This is a genomic window from Subtercola endophyticus (assembly GCF_021044565.1).
GTDB lineage: Bacteria > Actinomycetota > Actinomycetes > Actinomycetales > Microbacteriaceae > Subtercola > Subtercola endophyticus.
Genome location: NZ_CP087997.1, coordinates 1,151,716 through 1,173,088 on the forward strand (window position 1 = coordinate 1,151,716; position 21,373 = coordinate 1,173,088).

Annotated in this window: 18 protein-coding genes; 12 read left to right on the forward strand and 6 right to left on the reverse strand. The window is 66.6% G+C overall.

What is annotated here, in order from left to right; all coding sequences use genetic code 11:
- The first annotated feature begins 39 nt into the window (after positions 1–39).
- From LQ955_RS05510 to LQ955_RS05525, 4 genes are all read left to right on the forward strand, one after another.
- Entirely contained in the window at positions 40–1,353 is a 1,314-nt protein-coding gene (locus tag LQ955_RS05510) for an MFS transporter (protein ID WP_231027188.1), read from the forward strand.
- A 246-nt stretch (positions 1,354–1,599) separates the two neighbouring features.
- A complete protein-coding gene (locus tag LQ955_RS05515) occupies positions 1,600–2,919 on the forward strand; it encodes an RNA polymerase sigma factor (RefSeq protein WP_231027189.1) in 1,320 nt (439 codons plus the stop codon).
- 3 nt (positions 2,920–2,922) lie between these two features.
- A complete protein-coding gene (locus LQ955_RS05520; RefSeq protein ID WP_231027190.1) occupies positions 2,923–4,218 on the forward strand; it encodes a MurT ligase domain-containing protein in 1,296 nt (431 codons plus the stop codon).
- Positions 4,215–5,030: a type 1 glutamine amidotransferase gene (locus LQ955_RS05525; RefSeq protein WP_231027191.1), complete on the forward strand. Its 816-nt coding sequence runs from the start codon at positions 4,215–4,217 to the stop codon at positions 5,028–5,030. The genes LQ955_RS05520 and LQ955_RS05525 overlap by 4 nt, the downstream gene beginning before the upstream one ends.
- Positions 5,031–5,208: 178 nt before the next feature.
- On the opposite strand, the gene LQ955_RS05530 is transcribed toward LQ955_RS05525, so the two are convergent.
- Together LQ955_RS05530 and LQ955_RS05535 are read right to left on the reverse strand one after the other, a co-directional pair.
- Positions 5,209–5,823 (reverse strand): helix-turn-helix domain-containing protein, encoded by a 615-nt coding sequence (locus tag LQ955_RS05530; RefSeq protein ID WP_231027192.1) that lies wholly within the window; start codon positions 5,821–5,823, stop codon positions 5,209–5,211.
- A 135-nt stretch (positions 5,824–5,958) separates the two neighbouring features.
- Positions 5,959–8,046: a DNA gyrase/topoisomerase IV subunit B gene (locus LQ955_RS05535; protein ID WP_231027193.1), complete on the reverse strand. Its 2,088-nt coding sequence runs from the start codon at positions 8,044–8,046 to the stop codon at positions 5,959–5,961.
- 228 nt (positions 8,047–8,274) lie between these two features.
- Between LQ955_RS05535 and LQ955_RS05540 the strand changes: the two genes are divergently transcribed.
- On the forward strand, positions 8,275–8,511 hold the full coding sequence (locus LQ955_RS05540; RefSeq protein ID WP_231027194.1) for a DUF7455 domain-containing protein: 237 nt from the start codon (positions 8,275–8,277) through the stop codon (positions 8,509–8,511).
- A 79-nt stretch (positions 8,512–8,590) separates the two neighbouring features.
- Here LQ955_RS05540 and LQ955_RS05545 read toward each other — a convergent pair whose 3' ends face one another.
- Positions 8,591–11,173, reverse strand: coding sequence for a DNA gyrase/topoisomerase IV subunit A (locus LQ955_RS05545; protein ID WP_231027195.1), 2,583 nt, complete (start codon positions 11,171–11,173; stop codon positions 8,591–8,593).
- Between the two features lie 63 nt (positions 11,174–11,236).
- Between LQ955_RS05545 and LQ955_RS05550 the strand changes: the two genes are divergently transcribed.
- The gene (locus LQ955_RS05550; protein ID WP_231027196.1) at positions 11,237–12,406 is read left to right on the forward strand and encodes an alkaline phosphatase family protein; all 1,170 of its coding nucleotides are present in this window, start codon (positions 11,237–11,239) and stop codon (positions 12,404–12,406) included.
- 236 nt (positions 12,407–12,642) lie between these two features.
- Here the strand turns inward: LQ955_RS05550 and LQ955_RS05555 are convergent, their stop codons facing one another.
- On the reverse strand, positions 12,643–13,572 hold the full coding sequence (locus LQ955_RS05555; protein WP_231027197.1) for an SDR family oxidoreductase: 930 nt from the start codon (positions 13,570–13,572) through the stop codon (positions 12,643–12,645).
- 87 nt (positions 13,573–13,659) lie between these two features.
- Between LQ955_RS05555 and LQ955_RS05560 the strand changes: the two genes are divergently transcribed.
- Positions 13,660–14,328, forward strand: a complete 669-nt coding sequence (locus tag LQ955_RS05560; RefSeq protein WP_231027198.1) for a TetR/AcrR family transcriptional regulator — start codon at positions 13,660–13,662, stop codon at positions 14,326–14,328.
- A 67-nt stretch (positions 14,329–14,395) separates the two neighbouring features.
- Here LQ955_RS05560 and sepH read toward each other — a convergent pair whose 3' ends face one another.
- Positions 14,396–15,853, reverse strand: coding sequence for a septation protein SepH (gene sepH / locus LQ955_RS05565; protein WP_231027199.1), 1,458 nt, complete (start codon positions 15,851–15,853; stop codon positions 14,396–14,398).
- Between the two features lie 202 nt (positions 15,854–16,055).
- Here sepH and LQ955_RS05570 point away from each other — a divergent pair, with 202 nt between their 5' ends.
- Entirely contained in the window at positions 16,056–16,349 is a 294-nt protein-coding gene (locus LQ955_RS05570; protein ID WP_104244106.1) for a DUF4193 domain-containing protein, read from the forward strand.
- Positions 16,350–16,369: 20 nt separating this feature from the next.
- Here LQ955_RS05570 and LQ955_RS05575 read toward each other — a convergent pair whose 3' ends face one another.
- Positions 16,370–16,822: a DUF3093 domain-containing protein gene (locus LQ955_RS05575; RefSeq protein WP_231027200.1), complete on the reverse strand. Its 453-nt coding sequence runs from the start codon at positions 16,820–16,822 to the stop codon at positions 16,370–16,372.
- 51 nt (positions 16,823–16,873) lie between these two features.
- Between LQ955_RS05575 and dut the strand changes: the two genes are divergently transcribed.
- The 4 genes from dut (at position 16,874) to LQ955_RS05595 (ending at position 21,295) form a co-directional block, all read left to right on the forward strand.
- Complete coding sequence (gene dut / locus LQ955_RS05580; RefSeq protein WP_231027201.1) at positions 16,874–17,371, forward strand: dUTP diphosphatase; 498 nt, start codon at positions 16,874–16,876, stop codon at positions 17,369–17,371.
- Positions 17,372–17,487: 116 nt separating this feature from the next.
- Positions 17,488–18,114 carry a DUF3710 domain-containing protein gene (locus LQ955_RS05585; protein ID WP_390623473.1) on the forward strand — a complete coding sequence of 209 codons (627 nt, stop codon included), beginning with the start codon at positions 17,488–17,490 and terminating at the stop codon, positions 18,112–18,114.
- Between the two features lie 5 nt (positions 18,115–18,119).
- Positions 18,120–18,842: a DUF3159 domain-containing protein gene (locus LQ955_RS05590; RefSeq protein ID WP_231027202.1), complete on the forward strand. Its 723-nt coding sequence runs from the start codon at positions 18,120–18,122 to the stop codon at positions 18,840–18,842.
- Positions 18,839–21,295, forward strand: coding sequence for an HAD-IC family P-type ATPase (locus LQ955_RS05595; protein ID WP_231027203.1), 2,457 nt, complete (start codon positions 18,839–18,841; stop codon positions 21,293–21,295). Before LQ955_RS05590 ends, LQ955_RS05595 begins: the two co-directional genes overlap by 4 nt.
- Positions 21,296–21,373: the final 78 nt, after the last annotated feature.

Below are 21,373 nucleotides of genomic sequence, written 5' to 3' on the forward strand. Positions count from 1 at the left end.
TGCCCGGGCCCCGCTTTTGCCCTCGGTAGAGTAGAGCGAGTGAACTCGCGGCGCTCCTGGCTCATCTTCGGCATCGCCGCGCTCGCCTACGTGGCCGCCGTTCTGCAACGCTCGACGCTCGGCGTCGCGGGAGTCTCGGCGGCCGATCGGTTTCAAACGTCAGCGGCGATCCTCTCGAGCCTGGCCGTCGTTCAGCTGATCGTGTACGCCGCGCTGCAGATTCCCAATGGCGTGCTGATCGACAAGCTCGGGCCGCGCTGGCTGGTGATCGTCGGTACCGGCGTGATGGTGGCCGGCCAGCTGATTCTGGCCTTCTCACCGACCATCGGGATGGCGATCTTCGGGCGAATTCTCGTCGGGGCGGGGGACTCCGCGATCTTCATCTCGGTCATCCGCCTGGTGAATTCGTGGTTCTCGGGGCGCATCGTGCCGCAGTTGTCGCAGTGGATGGGCAATATCGGCGCGCTCGGGCAGATTCTCTCCGCCATTCCGTTCGCTTATGTGCTGCACACGGCCGGGTGGTCTACGGCGTTCACCTCGGCCGCGAGTGTGGCCTTTCTCGCGTTCGTGCTGAGCATCATCGCCCTGCGCGACCGTCCGGCGTCTGTGATCGCAGCGCCCGCGCCCACGTTTCGCACGGTTCTCGGCCGGCTGGGGCCGACACTGAAACGCCCGGGCACTCGGCTGGGCTTCTGGTCGCATTTCGTGACGCAGTCGTCGGGCACGGTGTTCAGCCTGTTCTGGGGTTTTCCGTTCATGGTCTCGGCGCTCGGATTCTCGACCGGGCTCGCCTCGGGCCTGCTGGTGGTGATGGTCATCACGGGACTCATCGCGGGGCCGCTGCTCGGGGTACTCACCGCTCGCTTTCCCACCCGGCGATCGAACCTCGTGCTGGCCATCGTCGCGATGCTCGCCATCGTCTGGACCGTGGTTCTGCTCTGGCCCGGCACGCCGCCGCTGTGGATGATCGTGGTGCTCGTTGTGGCGCTCGGCATCGGCGGCCCGGGCTCCCTCATCGGGTTCGACTTCGCTCGCACCTTCAACCCGCCGCACACCCTCGGTTCGGCGAACGGCGTCGTCAACGTCGGCGGCTTCACCGCGAGCTTCATCATGATGTTCGTCATCGGCGTGCTGCTGGATGCTCAGCACAACCTGGGCTGGAGCGCGAACCTCTATGACCTGGGAGCCTTCCGGCTCGCGTTCTGCATTCAGTACGTGGTCATCGGCACCGGAGTCGTCTTCTTACTACGGGCTCGCCGCCGAGCCCGGCAACAACTAGAAGAAGACGAGGGAATATCGGTAGCCCCCTTATGGGTTGCACTCAGTGCGGCATGGCAACGAAGAAGGTCTTGACAAATCGGTGAGCGACACTAAGCGCGCGGTCAGGCTCCACTCGCAAACCGTGCAATAATTGTCGTTAGAGACCCGTTCTTGTGTAGGGGTGGTCAGTAACATGACCACGCAAAATCCCCGCACTTGACATGGGTCTTAGTAATGTCAAAAAACAACTCTGGTTGACCGTGACGCGGGGCGGCGACTGTGCCTCTTTCTCAGTCAGTGCCGCTCGAACGTATCTCTCCCAGTGTGAAAGGTGATCGTATGGCCACCACAAAGGCTCCAACAGCCAAGACCCCCACCAAGGCGCCCGCCGCGAAGGCGAGCGCAACCAAGAAGACCGCAGCGGCCGGCAAGGGCCCTGCCACCAAGACGGCCGCCAAGGGCAAAGCCACCGCGAGCAAGGCCAGCGCCGAGCTCGACGGTGACGATGAAGAGGCCGTCGACCTCGAAGACGTCGTCGACGACGACACTGAGGGCGAAGACGTGCTCGTCGTCGTCGCCGTGCCCGACGATGCCGACAGTACTGAGGCAGTCGCAACCGACGACGACACCGACTCCGACGACGACTCGAAGAAGAGTGCTGTCGCCGAAGACCTGCCGACCGGTGCGCTCGTGTTGTCGCTCGTCGACGACGATGACGACGTTCCCGTCTATTCGAGCGCCATCACCGGTGCGACCGCCGACCCTGTCAAGGACTACCTGAAGCAGATCGGTAAGGTCGCCCTGCTGAACGCGGCCGAAGAGGTCGAGCTCGCCATGCGCATCGAGGCGGGCCTGTTCGCCGAAGACAAGCTGGCGAACACCGAAGGCATGACGCCCCAGCTGAAGCGTGAGCTGCAGTGGGTGGCCAAAGACGGTCAGCGTGCGAAGAGCCACCTGCTCGGTGCGAACCTGCGCCTCGTGGTGTCGCTCGCCAAGCGCTACACCGGCCGCGGCATGCAGTTTCTCGACCTCATCCAAGAGGGCAACCTGGGCCTCATCCGTGCCGTCGAGAAGTTCGACTACACCAAGGGCTTCAAGTTCTCGACCTATGCCACCTGGTGGATTCGCCAGGCGATCACGCGTGCCATGGCCGACCAGGCCCGCACCATCCGTATTCCGGTGCACATGGTCGAGGTCATCAACAAGCTCGCCCGGGTTCAGCGGCAGATGCTGCAAGACCTCGGTCGTGAGCCCACGCCAGAAGAACTCTCCCGCGAGCTCGACATGACGCCTGAAAAGGTCGTCGAGGTGCAGAAGTACGGTCGCGAGCCGATTTCGCTGCACACCCCGCTGGGTGAAGACGGCGACAGCGAGTTCGGTGACCTCATCGAAGACACCGAAGCGGTCGTTCCGGCCGACGCGGTGGGCTTCACCATGCTGCAGAAGCAGTTGGAGTCGCTGCTGGATTCGCTCTCCGAACGTGAGGCGGGCGTCATCCGCATGCGCTTCGGGCTCGGCGACGGCATGCCGAAGACGCTGGACCAGATCGGTGACACGTTCGGCGTGACGCGTGAGCGCATTCGCCAGATCGAGTCGAAGACCATGGCGAAGCTTCGTCACCCGTCGCGCTCGCAGTCGCTGCGCGACTACCTCGAGTAAACCTTGGGCGTTCGCACCACGACGGCCGTTCTTGTCGGTCGCGCCGTACGCGTCGCTGCGCGTGCGCGCGGCGGCGGGTCGGCGATTCCGGGCAACATCGCGCTCAAGATCGATCCCGAGTTTCTGCAGCACAGCATCGCGCGCATTCCGCTCGGTGTGGTCGCGGTCTCCGGATCGAACGGCAAATCGACCACGACGAACATGCTCGCGGCCATCCTGCGCGAGCACGGCCTGAGGGTTTTCACGAACCCCTCCGGCGGCAACCTGCCGCAGGGAATCGCGTCGTCGGTACTGGCGTCGGTCTCGGCTTCGGGGGTGCTCGACGCCGACATCGCCATTCTCGAGGTCGACGAGGGGTATGGCCCGAAGCTCACGAAGATGCTGAAGCCGACGACCGTACTGCTGCTGAACATCCAGATCGACCAGCTGAACCGTTACCACGAGCCCGATCGGGTGGTGCGGATGCTCGCTGAAGTCGCCAGTACGGCCACGAAGTCGCTCGTGCTGAACCGCGACGACAACCATCTCGTCGACCTCGACTCCAGGCTCGGCGCAGCGTTCACCTCGTCTCGCGACGTGTCGTTCTTCGGGGCGACGCCTGAGCTCATCGGGGCTTCGGCCCACGGTCTGGCCTCGGCCGACCGGTTCGGAGACGAAGCAGCCGGAGCAGGCGACCGCGAGGCGGCGGTCACCGTCACCGACCTCGGCGACAGCCAAGCCGTGCTCGGCGTCGACGGAACCGACATCGCTGTTCGCTTGCCCGCCCGTGGCCTGCACTATGCGCTCGACGCCGCCGGAGCTACCGCCGCCGCTCGTTCGGTACTCGGTGCACGCTTTCGCCCGGGGCTCGTCACTGCCGCCCTCAACGGGCTCACCACGGTCTACGGCCGCGGCGAACTGCTGCGGGTCGACGGCGAAGACATCGAGATCATCATGATGAAGAACCCGGCGAGTCTGCAGCTGAACCTCGACTCGCTCGAGTCGGCGCCCGAGCAGGTCTTCATGGCGGTCGACGAAGGCACGCCCGATCCGTCGTGGGTGTACGACATCGATCTGTCGAGCCTCGACCACGTCGATGTCATCACCGGGTCGAAGGCCTGGCAGTTCGCCGTGCGCTTCGGTTACGCGAACATTCCCGTCGGCACGGTCGATCTCGACGTTCGCGCCGCCATCAAACAGTTTCTCGCTCTGCCTCGGCCGGCACACGGCCGCAAGACCATGATTCTGAACTATGAGCAGATGATGCTCATTCGTAAGATTCTCGGGTTCAAAGAACTCGAAGGCGGGGGCAAGGCATGAGCGAACCACTGCGCATCCTGCACCTGTTCCCGCGCACACTGGGGCTCAACGGCGAAAGCGGAAACGTCGAGATTCTGCGCCGCAGGGCCGAGTCCCGCGGGCTGACGGTCGAGGTGACTCGGCTCGAAGACGGTGACACCGTTCCTTCGCCGGTCGATCTGGTCTTCATCGGCAGCGGTCCCGTCTCTGCGCAGGTGCAGACGCAGGCTGCTGTGCTGGCGGTCGCTCCGGCGCTGCGAGAGCTGGCCTCATCCGGTGTGCCGTTTCTCGCCGTGGGAGCCGGGTTTCAGTTGCTCGGCACGTCGATCACGCTTGCCGACGGTGCGGCGCTGGTCGGGGCATCCGTTTTTCCGGTGACCACGGTGGTCGCGGGCGAGCGCGTGGTGGGCGACTTCGTCGTCGAGTCACAGATCGGCACCCTGGTGGGGTTCGAGAACCGTGGTTCGTACCTCGACATCGGCACAGCGACGCCCATCGGGCAAGTGGTCTACGGGCGCGGTAACGTCGCGGCCGAGGGCCCCGGTGCCGGTGCGTCGGCGGCGGCGATCGCGGCCTCGGGTGGTACGCCCGCCTCGGTGGTGCGCGTGGCTCCGGATGCCCGCGTCGAAGGATTCTGGGTCGACAACCTCATCGGCACCCACCTGCACGGGCCGGTTCTCGCGAACAACCCGGCCCTCGCCGACTGGCTGCTTTCGGTCGCCCTCGCCCGTCGCGGCGAGACCCTCCCCGCGGCGACGCCCGACCTCGTCGAGATCGACCGCCGCGCCGCCGAGGCGCGCGCCACCATCGCGGCCGCCCCTCTCTCCGAGTAACCACTCTCCCTCCCTCCCTCCCGCTCCTCCCTCTGTCCCTCACGCTCGTTTCGATTTTGCGCAGATGCACCTAAGTTCACGGTCTTAGGGGCATCTGCGCAAAGTGGATAAACAGGGGTGCGGGGAGATCGCGGAGGAGACGAGCCGGGGAGGGACGGGCCGAGAGGGAACCGGGGGGTCAGGCGGGGGAGGCGCGCACGTGCATCCGCTCGCCCTGGGGGCCGAAGAGGCTCAGAAACTCGACGGGCTCGGTGCCGGCGCGGCCGAACCAGTGCGGGATGTCGGTGGCGAACTCCGCCACTTCGCCGGCGGCGAGCAGCAGGTCGTGCTCGCCGAGAACGAGGCGCAGCGATCCCTTGAGCACGTAGACCCACTCGTGGCCGGGGTGCGTTCGCGGCACCGGATCGCCCTGCGGCGCAGAAGCGGGAATGATGTGCTTGAACGCCTGAACCCCGGTCGCTCCACGGCTGAGCGGCAGAATCGTCTGCCCGTGGCGCCGCAGCGGACGGATGTGGATGCGCGGGTCTCCCGTCGCCGGAGCCCCGACCAGCTCATCGAGCGGAACGCCGTACTCTCGCGCCAAGGGCAGCAGCAACTCGAGCGTCGCACGGCGCTGGCCCGACTCGAGCCGGCTCAGCGTGCTGACCGACATTCCCGCGTTCTGCGCCACCTCGGCGAGGCTGCGCTGCCGCGCGGTTCGCAGGGCCCGAAGTCGCGGCCCGACGGCATGCAACACAGCGTTGAGATCGCTGTTTTCGGCGGAGATGTCGCCGGAACCCTCGCTATGCTTCATGCCGTTATCTTGCCAGAGCAGCAAACGACATTGCTGAAAGCGCCGGCAGGAAAAAAAGAGGAGTTATCGAGGGGGTGCGCCCCTACCGCGCCTTCCCGGTCGAAATCTCCTTCGTTTTGACGCGAGGTGGTGCGCTCAGGTGTCGATACGATCAGCACTGAGGCTCGCGCCGCCGGCGATGATGAACTCCTTGCGCGGCGCGACGTCGTCACCCATGAGCAGCTCGAAGGTGCGCTCGGCGAGCTGGGCGTCAGAGACGCGTACGCGGCGCAGCATGCGGTGCCGCTTGTCCATGGTGGTGAGAGCGAGCTGGTCGGCATCCATCTCGCCGAGGCCCTTGTAGCGCTGAATCGGGTCTTGGTACTTCTTGTTCGACTTCTTGAGCCCGGCCAGCACGCCGTTGAGCTCGGTCTCCGAGTAGGTGTAGATCGTCTCGTTCGGCTTGGTGCCGGGGTTCATCACCACGACCCGGTGCAGCGGTGGCACGGCGGCGAACACGCGCCCGGCGTCGATCATCGGCCTCATGTAACGGAAGAACAGCGTGAGCAGCAGCGTGCGGATGTGCGCGCCATCGACATCGGCGTCGCTCATCAGAATGATCTTGCCGTACCGGGCGGTATCGATATCGAACGAGCGGCCCGACCCGGCCCCGAGCACCTGGATGATCGACGCGCACTCGGCGTTCGACAACATGTCGGCGACCGACGCCTTCTGCACGTTCAGAATCTTGCCGCGAATGGGCAGCAGCGCCTGGAACTCGCTGTTGCGCGCGAGCTTCGCCGTGCCGAGCGCGGAGTCACCCTCCACGATGAACAGCTCACTCGACACGACGTCGCTCGAGCGGCAGTCGACGAGCTTCGCCGGCAGCGACGAGCTTTCGAGCGCATTCTTGCGGCGCTGCGTCTCTTTGTGCGCACGGGCCGAGATACGCGACTTCATCTCGGCGACGACCTTGTCGAGCACCAATGCGGTCTGCGTCTTGTCGTCGCGCTTGCTCGAGGCGAATCGTTCGCCGAGAGCCTTGGTCACGACGCTCGTCACGATGTTGCGCACGGCCGGGGTGCCCAAGATCTCTTTGGTCTGCCCCTCGAACTGCGGCTCGGGCAGCCGTACCGTGAGAACCGCGGTAAGCCCGGCCAGCACGTCTTCTTTGTCGAGCTTGTCGTTGCCGACCTTCAGCCGGCGGGCGTTGTCTTCGACGGTCTTGCGCAGAAAACGCAGCAGCCCGGCCTCGAAGCCGGCGAGGTGCGTGCCGCCCTTCGGCGTGGAGATGATGTTGACGAAGGTCTTCACCTCGGTGTCGTAGCCGGTTCCCCAGCGCAGGGCGATGTCTACCGCGCAGTCGCGCGTGAGCTCGGTGGGCACCATGGCGCCCGCGTCGCTCAGCACGGGAACGGTCTCGGTGAAGGTGCCATCACCTTGCAGACGCCAGGTCTCGGTCAACGGGGCATCCGGTGCCAGAAAATCGACGAACTCGGCAAGCCCTCCTTCGTAGGAGAACGACTCGTGCTGCGTTTCTTCGCCCCGGGCATCCGTGATGTCGAGCTGCAGGCCCGACACGAGAAAGGCCGTCTGGCGGGCGCGGTCGACGAGTTCATCCGTCTGAAACTGCGTCGACTCGGTGAAGATCTGCGGGTCGGCCCAGTAGCGGATGCGCGTGCCGGTCACGGTGCGGCCCACCTTGCCGACCACCCGCAGCTCGCTGGTGTTCTCGAAGGGAGTGAATTTCGACGACGGCGACGGGTTCTTCGGGTTGACGTCGTCGAAGTTTCCCGGCTCGCCGCGGTGGAACGACATCGCCCAGGTCTTGCCGTCACGGTCGACTTCGACGTCGAGCCGCTCGCTCAGGGCGTTCACGACCGAGGCGCCGACGCCGTGCAGGCCACCGGATGCGGCGTACGACCCCGAACCGAACTTGCCACCCGCATGCAGTTTGGTGAACACGACCTCGACGCCGGTGAGGCCGGTGCGCGGCTCGATGTCGACCGGGATGCCCCGGGCGCGATCGCGCACTTCGACGCTGTTGTCGGGGTGCAGGATGATCGAGATCTCGTCGCCGTGACCACCGAGCGCCTCGTCGACCGAGTTGTCGATGATCTCCCAGAGGCAGTGCATGAGCCCCTTGGGGCCCGTGGAGCCGATGTACATTCCCGGGCGCTTGCGAACAGCTTCGAGGCCCTCCAGAACCGAGAGGTGTCTGGCCGAATAATCGGAGGATGCCACAGAGTTCTCCTTGTGAGGTGGTGCGGAAAGGCGCAGGGGCGGGCTGGGGATCCCGTCCAACGTCTAAGACTACGTTCCGGCACCGACACCGAGCCGCTTCGACACGTCAGACCAATCCGCTCGTACGCGCACAGCGAAACACAGGGGAATGTAACGTAGAGGGAACATAGTCATGCTTGAATCGGTTACACAGATTGTCTGAGGTACGAACCCGTGAGGAGCCATAAGATGCAATCCATTGCAACAGATGACGGCGTGGTAGGCGATCTGCACGTGAGCAGGCAGTTGACCGGCGCAGACCGCTGCGACAGCTGCGGCGCCCAGGCGTACATCCGGGTCGAGATGGCGAGCGGCGAGTTGCTGTTCTGCGCCCACCACGGCCGCGAGGTGCACGCGAAGCTGTTCCCCATCGCCAAGAGCTGGCACGATGAGTCGGCGCGTCTTCTCGAAGACCACCGCTCCTAACTCGTAGCCCTAAACAACGTCGGCGGCGCCGGTGCATCCTTCGGGATGCCCGGCGCCGCTTTTTAGCGCTGAGCGAGGCTTAGGGCTGGGTGACGGCGAAGCCGATGGAGCCGACGGGGGCGGCCAGGGGAGTGCCGGAGGCGTCGCGTTTGGCGCCGGAGTCGGGGAGGGTGCGCACGGCGCCGTCGGGGGCGACGGCCAGAGCGGGGGCGGGGCCGACCCAGGCGAGCTGCAGGGCGTCTTCACCCTTGATGAAGCGCTGGGAGCGCACGCCGCCGGTGGCGCGGCCCTTCTGCGGGAACTCGCTGAACGCAGAGACCTTCGCCGAACCGGCGTCGGTGCCTGGCAGCGTGGCCGAGCTGCCGGCGATCGTGACGACCACGATGCCAGGGCCTGAGGGCGAAGCATCGTCGCCACCGGCAGCGGATGCTGCCTCGACGCCCGATGTCGCCGCCAGCGGATCGACGGCGCTGAAGGCGATGATGGAGGCACCCGCGCCGAGGCTCATGCCGGCCATGCCACCCGCGGAACGGCCCTGGGGGCGAACACTTGCGGCCGGGAAGTGGAGGAGCTGGGCATCCGTCGCCACGAACACGAGATTCGACGACTCGGTGGGCTGTTCGGCTCCGACGACTTCGTCGCCGGGCTTCAGCGTGATGAGCTCGAAGTCGGGCTTGTTCGGCCAGTCGCCCGGGATGACTCGCTTCACGGTGCCCTGCTTGGTGCCGAGCGCAATCGGCACCGAACTCGTGAGAGACACCAAAGCGACGACACGCTCGCGCTTGGCGTCGAGAGCGAGGTAGTCGGCGATGCGAACGCCGGCCCCGAGCTGGATCGAGTTGGCGGGCGCCGCAGGCAGGTCGAGCACCGACATGCGGATGAGGCGGCCGAAGTTTGTGACCGCGCCGATCTCGGTGCGGGTCGTGGTGGTGACGATGGAGCGCACGGCGTCGTGCTTGCTGCGGCGCAGTTTCGCGGCAGGTGCCGGGCGGGCGGAGGTGGCCGAGGTGATCTCCGCTGCGACGTCGTCGGCGCCTGCGGCATCGTCGGGTCGAGCATCCACGCGAATCGTGCGACCCGTCGTGGAGAGGAACACCTGGCACGGGGTATCTGCCAGCTCGAGCACGGCCTGCTCGCGGCGTGCGGCGGCCGTCGACGCGGGCGCCGGGCGCGCCTCGGTGAGCAGCGTACGGCGCGGCGTGCCGAGCCGGTCGGCGACCTCGTCGAGCTCTTCGGAGACGGTCTGACGTATCAGGTTCGGGTTCGACAGCAGATTCTCGAGCATCTCGATCTCGCTGAGCAGGGCATCCCGCTCGGTCTCGAGCTCGATGCGCGAGAACTTCGTCAAACGGCGCAGGCGCAGCTCGAGAATGTAGTCGGCCTGCAGGGTGTCGAGATCGAAGACGTCGATGAGCCGCGTGCGAGCCTGATCGGTGTCGTCGCTGTTGCGGATGACCTGGATGACTTCGTCGATGTCGAGAATCGCGATCAGCAGCCCGAGCAGCAGGTGCAGCCGCTCGCGGCGCTTGGTGAGCCGGTACTGCGTGCGCCGGGTCGTCACCTCGATGCGGTGGTCGATGTAGACCTGCAGCAGCTCTTTGAGCCCGAGCGTCTGCGGGCTGCCGCCGACGAGCGCGACGTTGTTGATGTTGAACGAGTCCTCGAGCGGCGTCTGGCGGTAGAGCTGCTCCAGAACGGCGAGCGGATCGAACCCGGTCTTGATGCCGATGACCAGCCGCAGCCCGTTCGTGCGATCGGTGAGGTCGGTCACGTCGGAGATGCCCTGCAGCTTCTTCGAGTTGACGCCGTCTTTGATCTTCGAGATGACTTTCTCGGCGCCCACCAGGTACGGCAACTCGGTGACAACGAGGCCGACCTTGCGCGCGGTCAGGGTCTCGACGCTGACCTTCGCGCGGGTCTTGAAGGCTCCGCGGCCGGTCACGTAGGCGTCGCGCACGCCGGCCAGCCCGACGATGGTGCCGCCGCCGGGCAGATCGGGCCCCGGGATGAACGACATCAGTTCGTCGATCGACGCATCCGGATGAGTGATGAGGTATCGGGCTCCGGCCACGACCTCGATGAGGTTGTGCGGCGCCATGTTCGTCGCCATGCCCACCGCGATGCCGCTCGCCCCGTTCACCAGCAGGTTCGGGTAGGCGGCGGGCAGAACATCCGGTTGCACGAGCTGGTTGTCGTAGTTCGGCACGAAATCGACGACGTCTTCGTCGAGCCCGTCGGTCATGGCCAGGGCGGCCGGTGCCAGCCGGGCCTCGGTGTACCGCGATGCCGCGGGGCCGTCGTCGAGCGAACCGAAGTTGCCGTGCCCGTCGATGAGCGGCAGGCGCAGGGTCCACGGCTGGGCGAGGCGCACCATGGCGTCGTAGATGGAGGCGTCGCCGTGCGGGTGCAGCTTGCCCATCACCTCGCCGACCACGCGCGCCGACTTCACGTGCCCGCGATCGGGCCGCAGCCCCATGTCGCTCATCTGGTAGAGAATGCGGCGTTGCACCGGCTTGAGGCCGTCACGGGCATCCGGAAGCGCCCGGGAGTAGATCACCGAATAGGCGTACTCGAGAAACGACCCCTGCATCTCACTCGAGACATCGATGTCTTCGATGTTCTCGACCACGTCGGGCACGGGCTCGGGAGTCTTCGGTGTCATTCCTGCTGTTTCGTCGGTTGTCGAAGTGCGTTCTGCGGCGCTCCGCGTGCCAGACTTGGCACAATGCCACCCATGCTACCGGGCCTTGATTCCGCGGCCGCGCACCTCACAGACGTGTTGCCGAGTTGCCTCGCCGCCCTCGACGGTCAGCCCAATCGCCTCGAGCTGCCGGCCGCCGAACGAGTGGTCGTCGTGCTCGTCGACGGCCTCGGAGTCTCGTCGCTGCGCGCCCGTGCCGGCCACGCCCGGCACCTCGCCCCGTTGCTCACCAAGAAGAGCAAACTGGCCAGCGGATTCCCCACCACAACGGCAGCGGCACTCGCCTCGCTGACCACCGGCGTCTCACCCGGAACCCACGGCCTGGTCGGGTACACCGCCCTCGTGCCCGGACTCGCTCCGACCGCCGACGCCGTGGTGAACCAGCTCACCGGCTGGGGACCGAAGACCATGCAGCCCGATACCTGGCAGGCGGTGCCCACCCTGTTCGAGCGTGCCTCGGCGGCGGGCATCGGATGCACGGCCATCGGTGCACCGCGCTACGCCACGAGCGGCTTCACCCACGCGGTGCTTCGAGGCGCCGAGTACGTGGGCGGCAAGACCGTCGCCGACCGGTTCGTGGCCGCCCGGCGGGTGCTGGATCAGGCCGCCACGGCCTCCCGGCCCGCCCTCGTGTACCTGTACATTCCCGAGCTCGACATGGCCTCGCACGCGCACGGCTGGCAGTCCGACCAGTTCATCGCGGCTCTCGAGACCGTCGACGCCGAGATGGCTTCGTTCGCGGCGGCTCTGCGTCAGGGCGAAGGAATGCTGCTGACCGCCGACCACGGCATGGTCGACGTGCCGCACACCTCGCACGTGCTGTTCGATTCCGTGCCGCAGCTTGTCGCCGGGGTGCGGCACGTGGCGGGGGATCCGCGCTGCCTGCAGCTGCACGTGGAGCCCGACCTCGGCGCCGAGGGCCTCGCGGCGCTCGTCGAAGCGTGGCGCGAGATCGAGAGGGAACGCGCCTGGGTGCTCACGCGCGACGAGGCGATCGAGGCGGGCTGGTTCGGCGAGGTGCTGCCGGGCATCCGGCCGCGCATCGGCGACGTGATCGTGGCGGCGCGCAAGAACATCGCCTACTACGACTCGCGCCGCACTCCCGCGTCGAAGCGCACCATGATCGGCCAGCACGGCTCCTGGAACGACGACGAGCTGTTCGTGCCGCTGCTGCGCTTCGGCGCTTTCGCCTGACGCTCGGCGGTCGCTTAGGTCGGAGCAGGCGCATCATGTCGACAATGCGCGGGGATGATCGCTGTGCTCCGACCTCAGCCCCACCGAGGCTGACAGCTCGAAGCCGACAGCCCGAGGCCGACCGGCCCGGCCGAACGCGGCCTGAGGGCGCGTCGGGTCAGGCGGCCCGCTGGCCACGCAGACGCTGCCGCGGGCTGCCCGACGTCGCGCCCGGGTCGGGGCAAGCAGGCCGTCCGTTACGCAGACGCTGCCGCGGCGATGCGCACCGGCAGATCGGCGCTCGTGAGAGCGGCACCGACCGCCCAGAGTGACGCCGCGAGGTCGACGCCGCGCGAGCTGCGGGGGAGGGCGACGCGCTTGGTAGGCCCGACCAGCCCGTAGCGGCTCGGCCCGTAGTACGCGCCCTGGCGCGCCTCAGCACTGGTTGCGGCGAACAAGAGCGGCTCGGCGCCCTGTTCCACGCCCTGCGAAGGCAGCAGCGTGCGACGCACCGGTGGGCGCTGCGTCTCGCGGCCCAGGTTGGCGCCGGCCGTCTGCAGGTTCGTGCGGGTGTATCCCGGGTGCGCAAGCGTGCTGAGCAGACCCCAGCCGCGTGCATCCGAAACGCTGGCGAGGTGCAAGCCCATCAGCATGTCGGCCAGCTTCGACTGCGCGTAGGAGAACGTCGGCCGGTAGCTCCCCTGCCACTGCAGGTCGTCGAAGTGCAGCTTGCCGAAGTTCGCGGTGCCGCTAGTCATGGTGGCGACGCGGGGGGCGCTGGATTCGAGCAGCCGCGGCAGCAGCAGGTTTGTGAGAGCGAACGGGCCGAGAAAGTTGCTGCCGAACTGCAACTCGAAACCGTCTGCCGTGGTGAGGCGCTTCGGCGGGGCCATCACGCCCGCGTTGTTGACGAGTACGTCGATCGGTGTGCCCGAGTCGATGATGTCTGCGGCGAATGCGCGAACGCTGGCCAGGTCGGCGAGGTCGAGACGCTTGACGGTCAGCCGGGCATCCGGAACCGCGGCAATGATCTCGTCGCGGGCGGCCTCGCCTTTCGACGGCGTGCGCACCGCCATGATGACGTGGGCGCCGGCCGCGGCGAGGCGCTTCGTCGCCTCTTTGCCGGTGCCGCTGTTCGAACCGGTGACGATAAAGGTGCGACCGGCTTGATCGGGTACGACGTACATGTGTGCTCCTGAGTGATAATAGAACTGCGGTCTCTTGTGTGATCACCGTAACAGACCGACAGTCTTTTAATCAACCGAGGACGATCGATGGCCCAGCCCACAGCCTTTCAACGAGCGCGAACCGACGAACAACGTGCCGCCCGGCGCGCGATCATTCTCGAAACGACGCTGTCATTGCTCACGACCACACGCGTCGCCGACCTCACGCTGAACGAACTCGCGCGCACAGTCGGCCTGGCGAAGTCGAACGTGCTGCGGTACTTCGAGTCGCGCGAGGCGATACTGCTCGAACTCTACGATCGCGAATACGCGGCGTGGCTGGATGCGCTCGACGTCGCCCTCGCAGGCATCGTGTCGATCGAGCCCATCGCCGACGTCATGGCGCAGACCATCAGCGAGCGGCCGATCTTCTGCGACCTCTGTGCGAGCGCGCCGGGCGTGCTGGAGCACAACGTCTCTGCAGAGGTGGCGGCGGCGTACAAACGGTCTGCGGTGGCCAATGCCGAACGCCTGGGCGCCCTCGTGCTGCCCCGGCTCGGCGTCGACTCGTTCGCCTCGGGCATCGTCTTCGTCGGCGGGGTCAACATCATCGTCGGCGGCGTGTGGGCCAACTCGCAACCGTCGACCGGAATGGCCGCGGCGTACGAGGCGAATCCCGACCTGCGGGCAATGCGGGTCAACCTCGGGTATTCGCTTCGGGAGCTGCTGGCGACCCTGCTGGTCGGTGTCGTGGCACGAACGCCGCGAACCTCCTGACGCCGCTCTGCAGGCGCGACGAACGCGAAGGGCTAGTTCGACGCGAAGGGTCAGTTCAGGTCGAGGGTCAGTTCAGGTCGTCGTCGCTGCGGGCACCGAAGACGATCTCGTCCCAGCTGGGCATGGCGGTGCGGCGCTTGGAGCGGGATTGCGGTCCCGTTTGGCGCTGGTTCGCCGCGGGAGTGTCGTCGAAACCGTCGAGCGTCGTGACGCCGGCGCCGGAATCGGCGACAGCACTCGCACCAGGCGACTCCGCACCGGCAGACCCGCCAGCGCCGGCCGACCCGCCGGCCGATCCGCTCGAGCCACGCGTGCCACTCGGTGTCACGGCGCCGGAGTCGCCGGCCCGCGTGAGGTGCGCCACGGGGCGCGTGTCTCGTTCGCTGGCCGCTGAGCCCGCCGCTGAACCGCGGCCCGACGGATGCCCGGCGGAACCGTAGGCGTCGAAGTCGTCTTCATCGCCCACGTTGAACGGGGCCGCCTCGCGCTCACCGCGGCGGCGGCGCAGGGCTTCGAGTAGATCGGCGGTCTCATTGTGCGAGGCCGGGCCGGGTGGCTGCCGGGTCACGGCGGCCGCTGCTGCAGCGGGCGAGGACTCCTCGGCGGTGCGGCCGAACGGAGACCGAGAGAACGGTGTCGGCTCGGTGAAGACCGGGGGAGCGGTGGGTCCGGCCGGGGTGTCCGAAGAAGAGGAGGCCGCGGCGCCGCCCCACAAGCCGCCCGACGAAGCGGTGGCCGGCGATGCGAAACCCGCGCCCGAAACTGCGGGGTCGTCTTGTTCGTCGGGCTCCAGCGCCTGGTCGAGCGCTTCGAGGTCGAGCCCGGGCGAAGCGATTCGCCGGGCATCCGCACCGCCCGCCGCCGCACTGCCACTAGCGCCCGCGCCCCCCGTGGGCAGCGCAGCGATCGCGCCCGAATCGACGGCACGAAGCCGCGGAATCAGCCCGTCGACGATCTCGCCCTGCTGGGAAAGCGTCACGGCGCCCGAGTTCAGCGGCGTGAGGGAGTGGCGCTTGGGGTCGAACTGCCAGCGCGCGTCGTGGTCGATCTCGGAGGCGGTGAAGGTCAGCTTGACGATCCAGCCGGTCTCTTCTTTCCAGCTCGCCCAGCGCAGGTCGATGGCACCCAGACCCTCGAGGCGCTCTTCGATGGTCTCGCCGAACGTGGAGGACTGGTCGTCGGTCAGGGGATCATTACGCAGCGGGTCGCTGCCCGAAACCTTCACCGGTACGCGCAGAGCGGAACTCACGATGTGCAGCCGCTCTGCCACGACCGGGCCTTCGAAGCGCTCGACGTACTCGAGTGACGCTCCTGTGGCGCGCGCCACATCTTCGGCGCTCATGCCGGCCCTGATCTGCGCCTGGATCTCGCGTGGCGAGACCTTGACGCCCGTGTCGGGCGCGGTCGTGCTCTGGCGGAGCCTGGATTGCAGTACTTCGTCGATGGCGACGCGATAACGCTCACCCGTTTCGGAAGCGACGAGGAGTGCCCCGTTCTCGATTCCGATGACTGTTAGATCTTGCATGGTGAAAGGCCCCGTCTTGGTCTGGAGTTCCCTGCAAGGATGCCATGACAAACCCCCGGAAGACGGGAATGTTCGGGGCGTGCCGTAAGTTGCTACGGGCGAGGATGCGAACTGCAGAAATCGCGGTTTGCTATTCCCCTTGTAATGATGCAAACTAACGCCGCCGATTTTGTTTCAGCTGGCGTATGAGAAGTGGATAAGCATGGCAACCGATTACGACGCTCCGCGCAAGACCGACGACGACTCAGACTCGATTGAGGCGCTGAAAGAGCGAGTACCAGACAAGATGTCTGGTGTCGTAGACGTTGACGACGCCGACAACCCCGGTGGCTTCGAACTGCCAGGGGCAGATCTCTCCGACCTCGACCTCGACGTGGTGGTTCTGCCGCCTCAGGCAGACGAGTTCACCTGTGTGAGCTGTTTTCTCGTGAAGCACCGTTCGCAGATCGACCACCAGACCAAACTGGGCCCGGTCTGCATCGAATGCGAAATGTAAGAAAGACTCAGGCGCAACGTCTAACTTGCGAGCTCGCGGTTCGCCCCTTCGAGGGCAGCCACGAGCTCGTTCGGGTTTCTGGTGGAAATAAGCCAGTACGGCACCGGGTCTGCGGGGTCGTGCACGTTGACCTTCACGACGGGCTGAATCCAGCCCCGGATGCACAGCCACGCCCGGGCGTCGAGTTTTCGCCCTCGGGCGAGCGTGGCGGCGTCGCCCGTGAACGCCTCGGGCTCACCCAGGAGAGACACCGGGATTCGCGCTTTACCTGCGCTGAGCATCCCGCCCTCGACAGAGACCACCGGCGACAGCACGTTGAGTACAAGCACAGAACCGCCGTAGAGAACGACCGCGCAGACATAACCGATGACGATGTTGATGGGTGCGAAAACGAGGATGCTCGCTGGAATGAGCAGCACCAGGTAAATGTAGATGCGCCCCGATGGCACGAGCTTCTCGCGATACGTCGACATGTCTCTATTCGATCAGAGATTTGCCGCGACAATCTGCACTACCCTCGACTCGTGACTGAAACCGTCGAAGTTCTCATCAAAGCTGAGCAGATTCCCAGCTACGCTCATCCGGGCGATGCCGGAGCCGATCTGCGCTCGACCGAATCGCTGATTCTTCAGCCCGGCGAGCGGTACACCATCGGCACAGGCGTCTCGATCGCCCTGCCCGACGGCTATGTGGCCTTCATCGTGCCGCGCAGCGGGCTCGCCAGCAAACACGGAATCACCATCGTCAACTCGCCGGGAACAGTGGATGCCGGCTATCGCGGCGAGATTCGCGTCACTCTTCTGAATACTGACATCGCGTTGCCGTACGATATCGCCGTCGGCGACAGAATCGCCCAGATGATCGTCATGCCGGTGACCCGCGCGACCTTCGTTCCCGTAGAAGTGCTGCCGGGCAGCGCCCGCGGCGAAGGCGGTTTCGGGTCGACCGGCACCGCCGATCTTAACGAGTCCGCTGCGGCACCCCGCAGCGACAACCCAGACAGTGAAGAAAGCATGCCGTGAGCAAAAGGTCCGAACGAAAGCAAGAATTGGCTGCGGCCGCTTCGGCGGCCGACGAGGCCGAGTCGGCTGACGCCGCCGACATCGTCGACGCGACAGAGCTCGACGCCGGTGAACTGGTGGCGGTTGCGGCCGGAGACGCCGAGGCGGCTCCGCTCGACGCCAAGTCCGCCCCGGAGAACCGCGCGACCGACGGCCCCTTCGACTCAGAAGAAGCCAACCCCGCTCGCCCCTACGTCGACCTCGGCGGCATCAAGATCCTTCCGCGTGAAGGCCTGCAGCTGAGGCTCGAGGTCGAAGAGGGAACGCAGCGCGTCGTGGCCGTGGGGCTCGACTTCGCGGGGTCGACCCTGCAGATCCAGGCGTTCGCCGCACCCCGCTCGACGGGGCTCTGGCACGACATCCGCGGGCAGATCCGCGAGCAGATCGCCGGCCAAGGCGGCTCGCTCGTCGAGCGTGATGGCGTGTTCGGCCCGGAACTGGTCGCCGAGGTGCCCGCCGCCGGGCCCGACGGAAAGCCGGTCGCCCGCCTCGCCCGCTTCATCGGCGTCGATGGCCCGCGCTGGTTTCTGCGCGGCGTGATCGCGGGTGACGCCATGACGAGCGAAGATTCGCAGGCCGCCGTCGAAGAACTGTTCCGCAGCGTCGTCGTGGTGCGCGGGCAGTCGCCCATGCCGCCGCGCGACCTGATTCCGCTCAGCATTCCGAAGACCACGGCGGGCCCGGCCAGCACCACGGCGATCTAGTATCCATGTCAGATCCCGAAGAGCGCCCGCTCTCGTTCTCCGAAGCCTTCGCGGCCGCGGCCCGTCGTTCGGGCATCGGCCAGGTCGCACCGGGCGAGACGCCGACCGCCAACTCGCTGCTGAAGGCGATGGGCGGCATCCGGGGACTCGTGGAGTCGATTCTGCCGGGCCTGGCCTTTCTGGTGATCTACACCTTCACCAAAGACCTGACCCCGAGCGTCATCGTGCCGGTGGCTGTCGCGGTGGTGTTCATCATCGTGCGCCTGGTGACGCGCAGCGCGGTCATGCCCGCGATCGTCGGGCTGCTCGGGGTGGCCATCTCGGCGGCCCTCGCTCTGTTCACCGGCAAGGCCGAAGACAACTTTCTGCCGGGCATCATCATCAATGCCGTTTCGGTGATCGTGCTGCTCGGCTCGATCATCGCGCGCTGGCCGATCATCGGCTTGATCGTCGGGGTGCTCACGGGCGACACGTTCGGCTGGAAGGCCGACCCGGCGAAGTTCCGGGTCGTGCTGATCGCCACCTGGTGCTGGGTGGGGCTGTTCGCGATTCGGCTGGGCGTCGAGGTTCCGCTCTACCTGGCGGGCCAGGCCGAGGCGCTCGCCTCGGCGAAGCTGCTGCTCGGCGTGCCCCTGTATGCGGGCATGCTCTGGGTGACCTGGCTGCTCGTGCGAGCTGCGTTCGGGCACCAGAAGGCTCAGCAGAAAGCTGATCCGGGCGAGGGATGACCGGGGGAGCCGCCGGGGAGGGCACGGGTTCGGCCGAATCGGCCGGCCCGAACGTCGGCGCGCGCATCCTGACCGAGGCTCACACCGACGGTCTCACGGGCGCGGAGGTCGCTCAGCGTATCGCGGCGGGCCAGACGAACGTCACCCACACCCCCACGTCGCGCTCGCTCGGCGACATCGTGCGCGAGAACGTCTTCACGTTCTTCAACGGCATTCTCACCGTGTGCTTCATCGCCGTGCTGCTGCTGGGCGATCTGCGTGACGGGTTCTTCTACGGTGTCGTGGTCTTCAACGCCCTGATCGGCATCGTGCAGGAGCTTCGCGCCAAGCGCGCGCTCGACAAACTCGCCGTGCTCGCGGCACCCGAGACCGCGGTGCGCAGAGACGGTGTCGTCACGATCATCCGGCCGGAAGAGGTGGTGCTCGGCGATCTCATCATCGCCCGGCCCGGCGACCAGATCACCGCCGACGCCGAGGTCGTGACCACCACGGCGTTGTTCATGGACGAATCGCTTCTCACCGGCGAATCCGACCCGGTGCCCAAGGCTGTCGGCGACCGATTGATGTCGGGATCTCTCGTGCAGTCGGGCACCGCAGAAGCTCGAGTCGTCGCGGTTGGGGCGGATTCGTACGCGAGCAAGCTGACCGCGGAGATCCGCAGGCACAGCCTCGTTCACTCGGAGCTGCGCGCGGCGACGAACCGCATTCTCGTCTACCTGTCGTGGATTCTCGTGCCGCTGATCATCATCATCGTGTTCGGGCGCATTGCGACCTACGGCGGGTTCGCGGCGCTGGCCGACCCGAACGACCAGAGCTGGCGGCAGGCCCTCATCGACGCGGTAGCCGGCGTCGTGGGCATCATTCCCGAGGGTCTCGTGCTTCTCACCAGCCTCGCGTTCGGCGTCGCGGCCATCGCCCTCTCACGCCAGAAGGTGCTCGTGCAGGAGCTGGCTGCAGTGGAGGTTCTCGCCAGAGTCGACGTGCTCTGCCTCGACAAGACGGGCACGCTCACCACCGGAACCATCGGGTTCCACGGGCTCGAGCAGTTGCCCGGAAGGGTCGCGGCAGACCTCGGCCCGTGCCGTGTGGCTCTGGCCGCCCTCTCGATCGACGACGCCGGCAACGCGACATCCCGTGCGCTGGCCAACCACTTCGACATCGGCGACGCGGTGGTCGAAGACCGGCTGGCCTTCAGTTCGTTCCGAGCATTCAGCGCGGTGCGGCTGCGGCACGCGGAAAGCACCACCACGTGGCTGCTGGGGGCGCCCGAGCGGCTGTTGCACGGGCATCCGGAGGCCCTTGCGGCCGCGCACGAGATCGCGTCGAGCGGGCGGCGCACGCTCGTGCTCTCGCAGTGCGACCTCGAACCGGCACGACTGGTCGACGAACCCGAACTGGTGCGCGAGGCGACACCGGCGTGCTTCGTGATTCTCGAAGAGACCCTGCGGCCCGAAGCCGCCGACACGCTCGCCTACTTCGCCGACGAAGGCGTGCGGGTCATCATCGTGTCGGGCGACAACCCGCACACTGTCGCGTCGATCGCTCGGCAGCTCAATCTCGGCGACACGGCGGTCGATGCCAGCACGCTCGCCGACGACGACGCCCTTTCGGCTGCGCTCGAGACGACCGATGTGTTCGGCCGTGTCGCGCCAGAGCAGAAACGGCAGCTCGTGAAGCTGCTGCAGGCGCAGGGGCACTCGGTGGCCATGACCGGTGACGGCGTGAACGACGCGATGGCCATCAAAGACGCCGACCTCGGCATCGCGATGGGCAACGCCACCCCAGCGACTCGCGCCGTGTCACGGCTCGTGCTGCTCGACAGCCGCTTCGACCGGATGCCCGAGGTGCTCATGCTCGGCCGGCGGGTCATCGCGAACGTCGAGCGCGTGTCGAACCTGTTCTTGTCGAAGACGGTCTACGGCATCGTGCTGGCCCTGTTCACAGCGATCTTCGCATGGGAGTTTCCGTTCCTGCCCCGGCAGCTCACCCTCGTCTCGGTGCTCGCCATCGGAGTGCCCTCGTTTTTTCTCGCGCTCGCGCCCAACCGCCGTCGGTATCGGGCGGGCGTGCTGCCCCGGGTGCTGAAGTTCTCGGTGCCCACCGGACTCATCGCCGCGACGGCGTGCCTCACGGCATACGCCCCGATGCGCGATCGGCTGCCGCAGGTCGAGGCGAAGAGCCTGGCCACGATCGCGCTGTTCATGGTGTCGCTCTCGATCGTGTCGGTGCTCGCCCGGCCGCTGTCGAAGCCGCGGGTCATCCTTGTGCTCAGCATGTGCGTCGCGTTCGTGCTGGCCTACCTGCTGCCGTTCACACAGAGCTTCTTTGTGCTGACGGTCACGTCGCCGGGCTGGTTGCTCTACGTCATCGCGGTCGGTGCGGTCGGGGCATTCGGCATCGAGATCTACTACCGCATTGCGAAACGGCGCGGGCTCGTTCAAGACCGCGAATAGGCGTCGCCTGGTGTTATAGTTATCTCGACGTCAAGATACTTTTGCGATGCCGAGGCAGCGTGACCGAGTTAGGGCAGC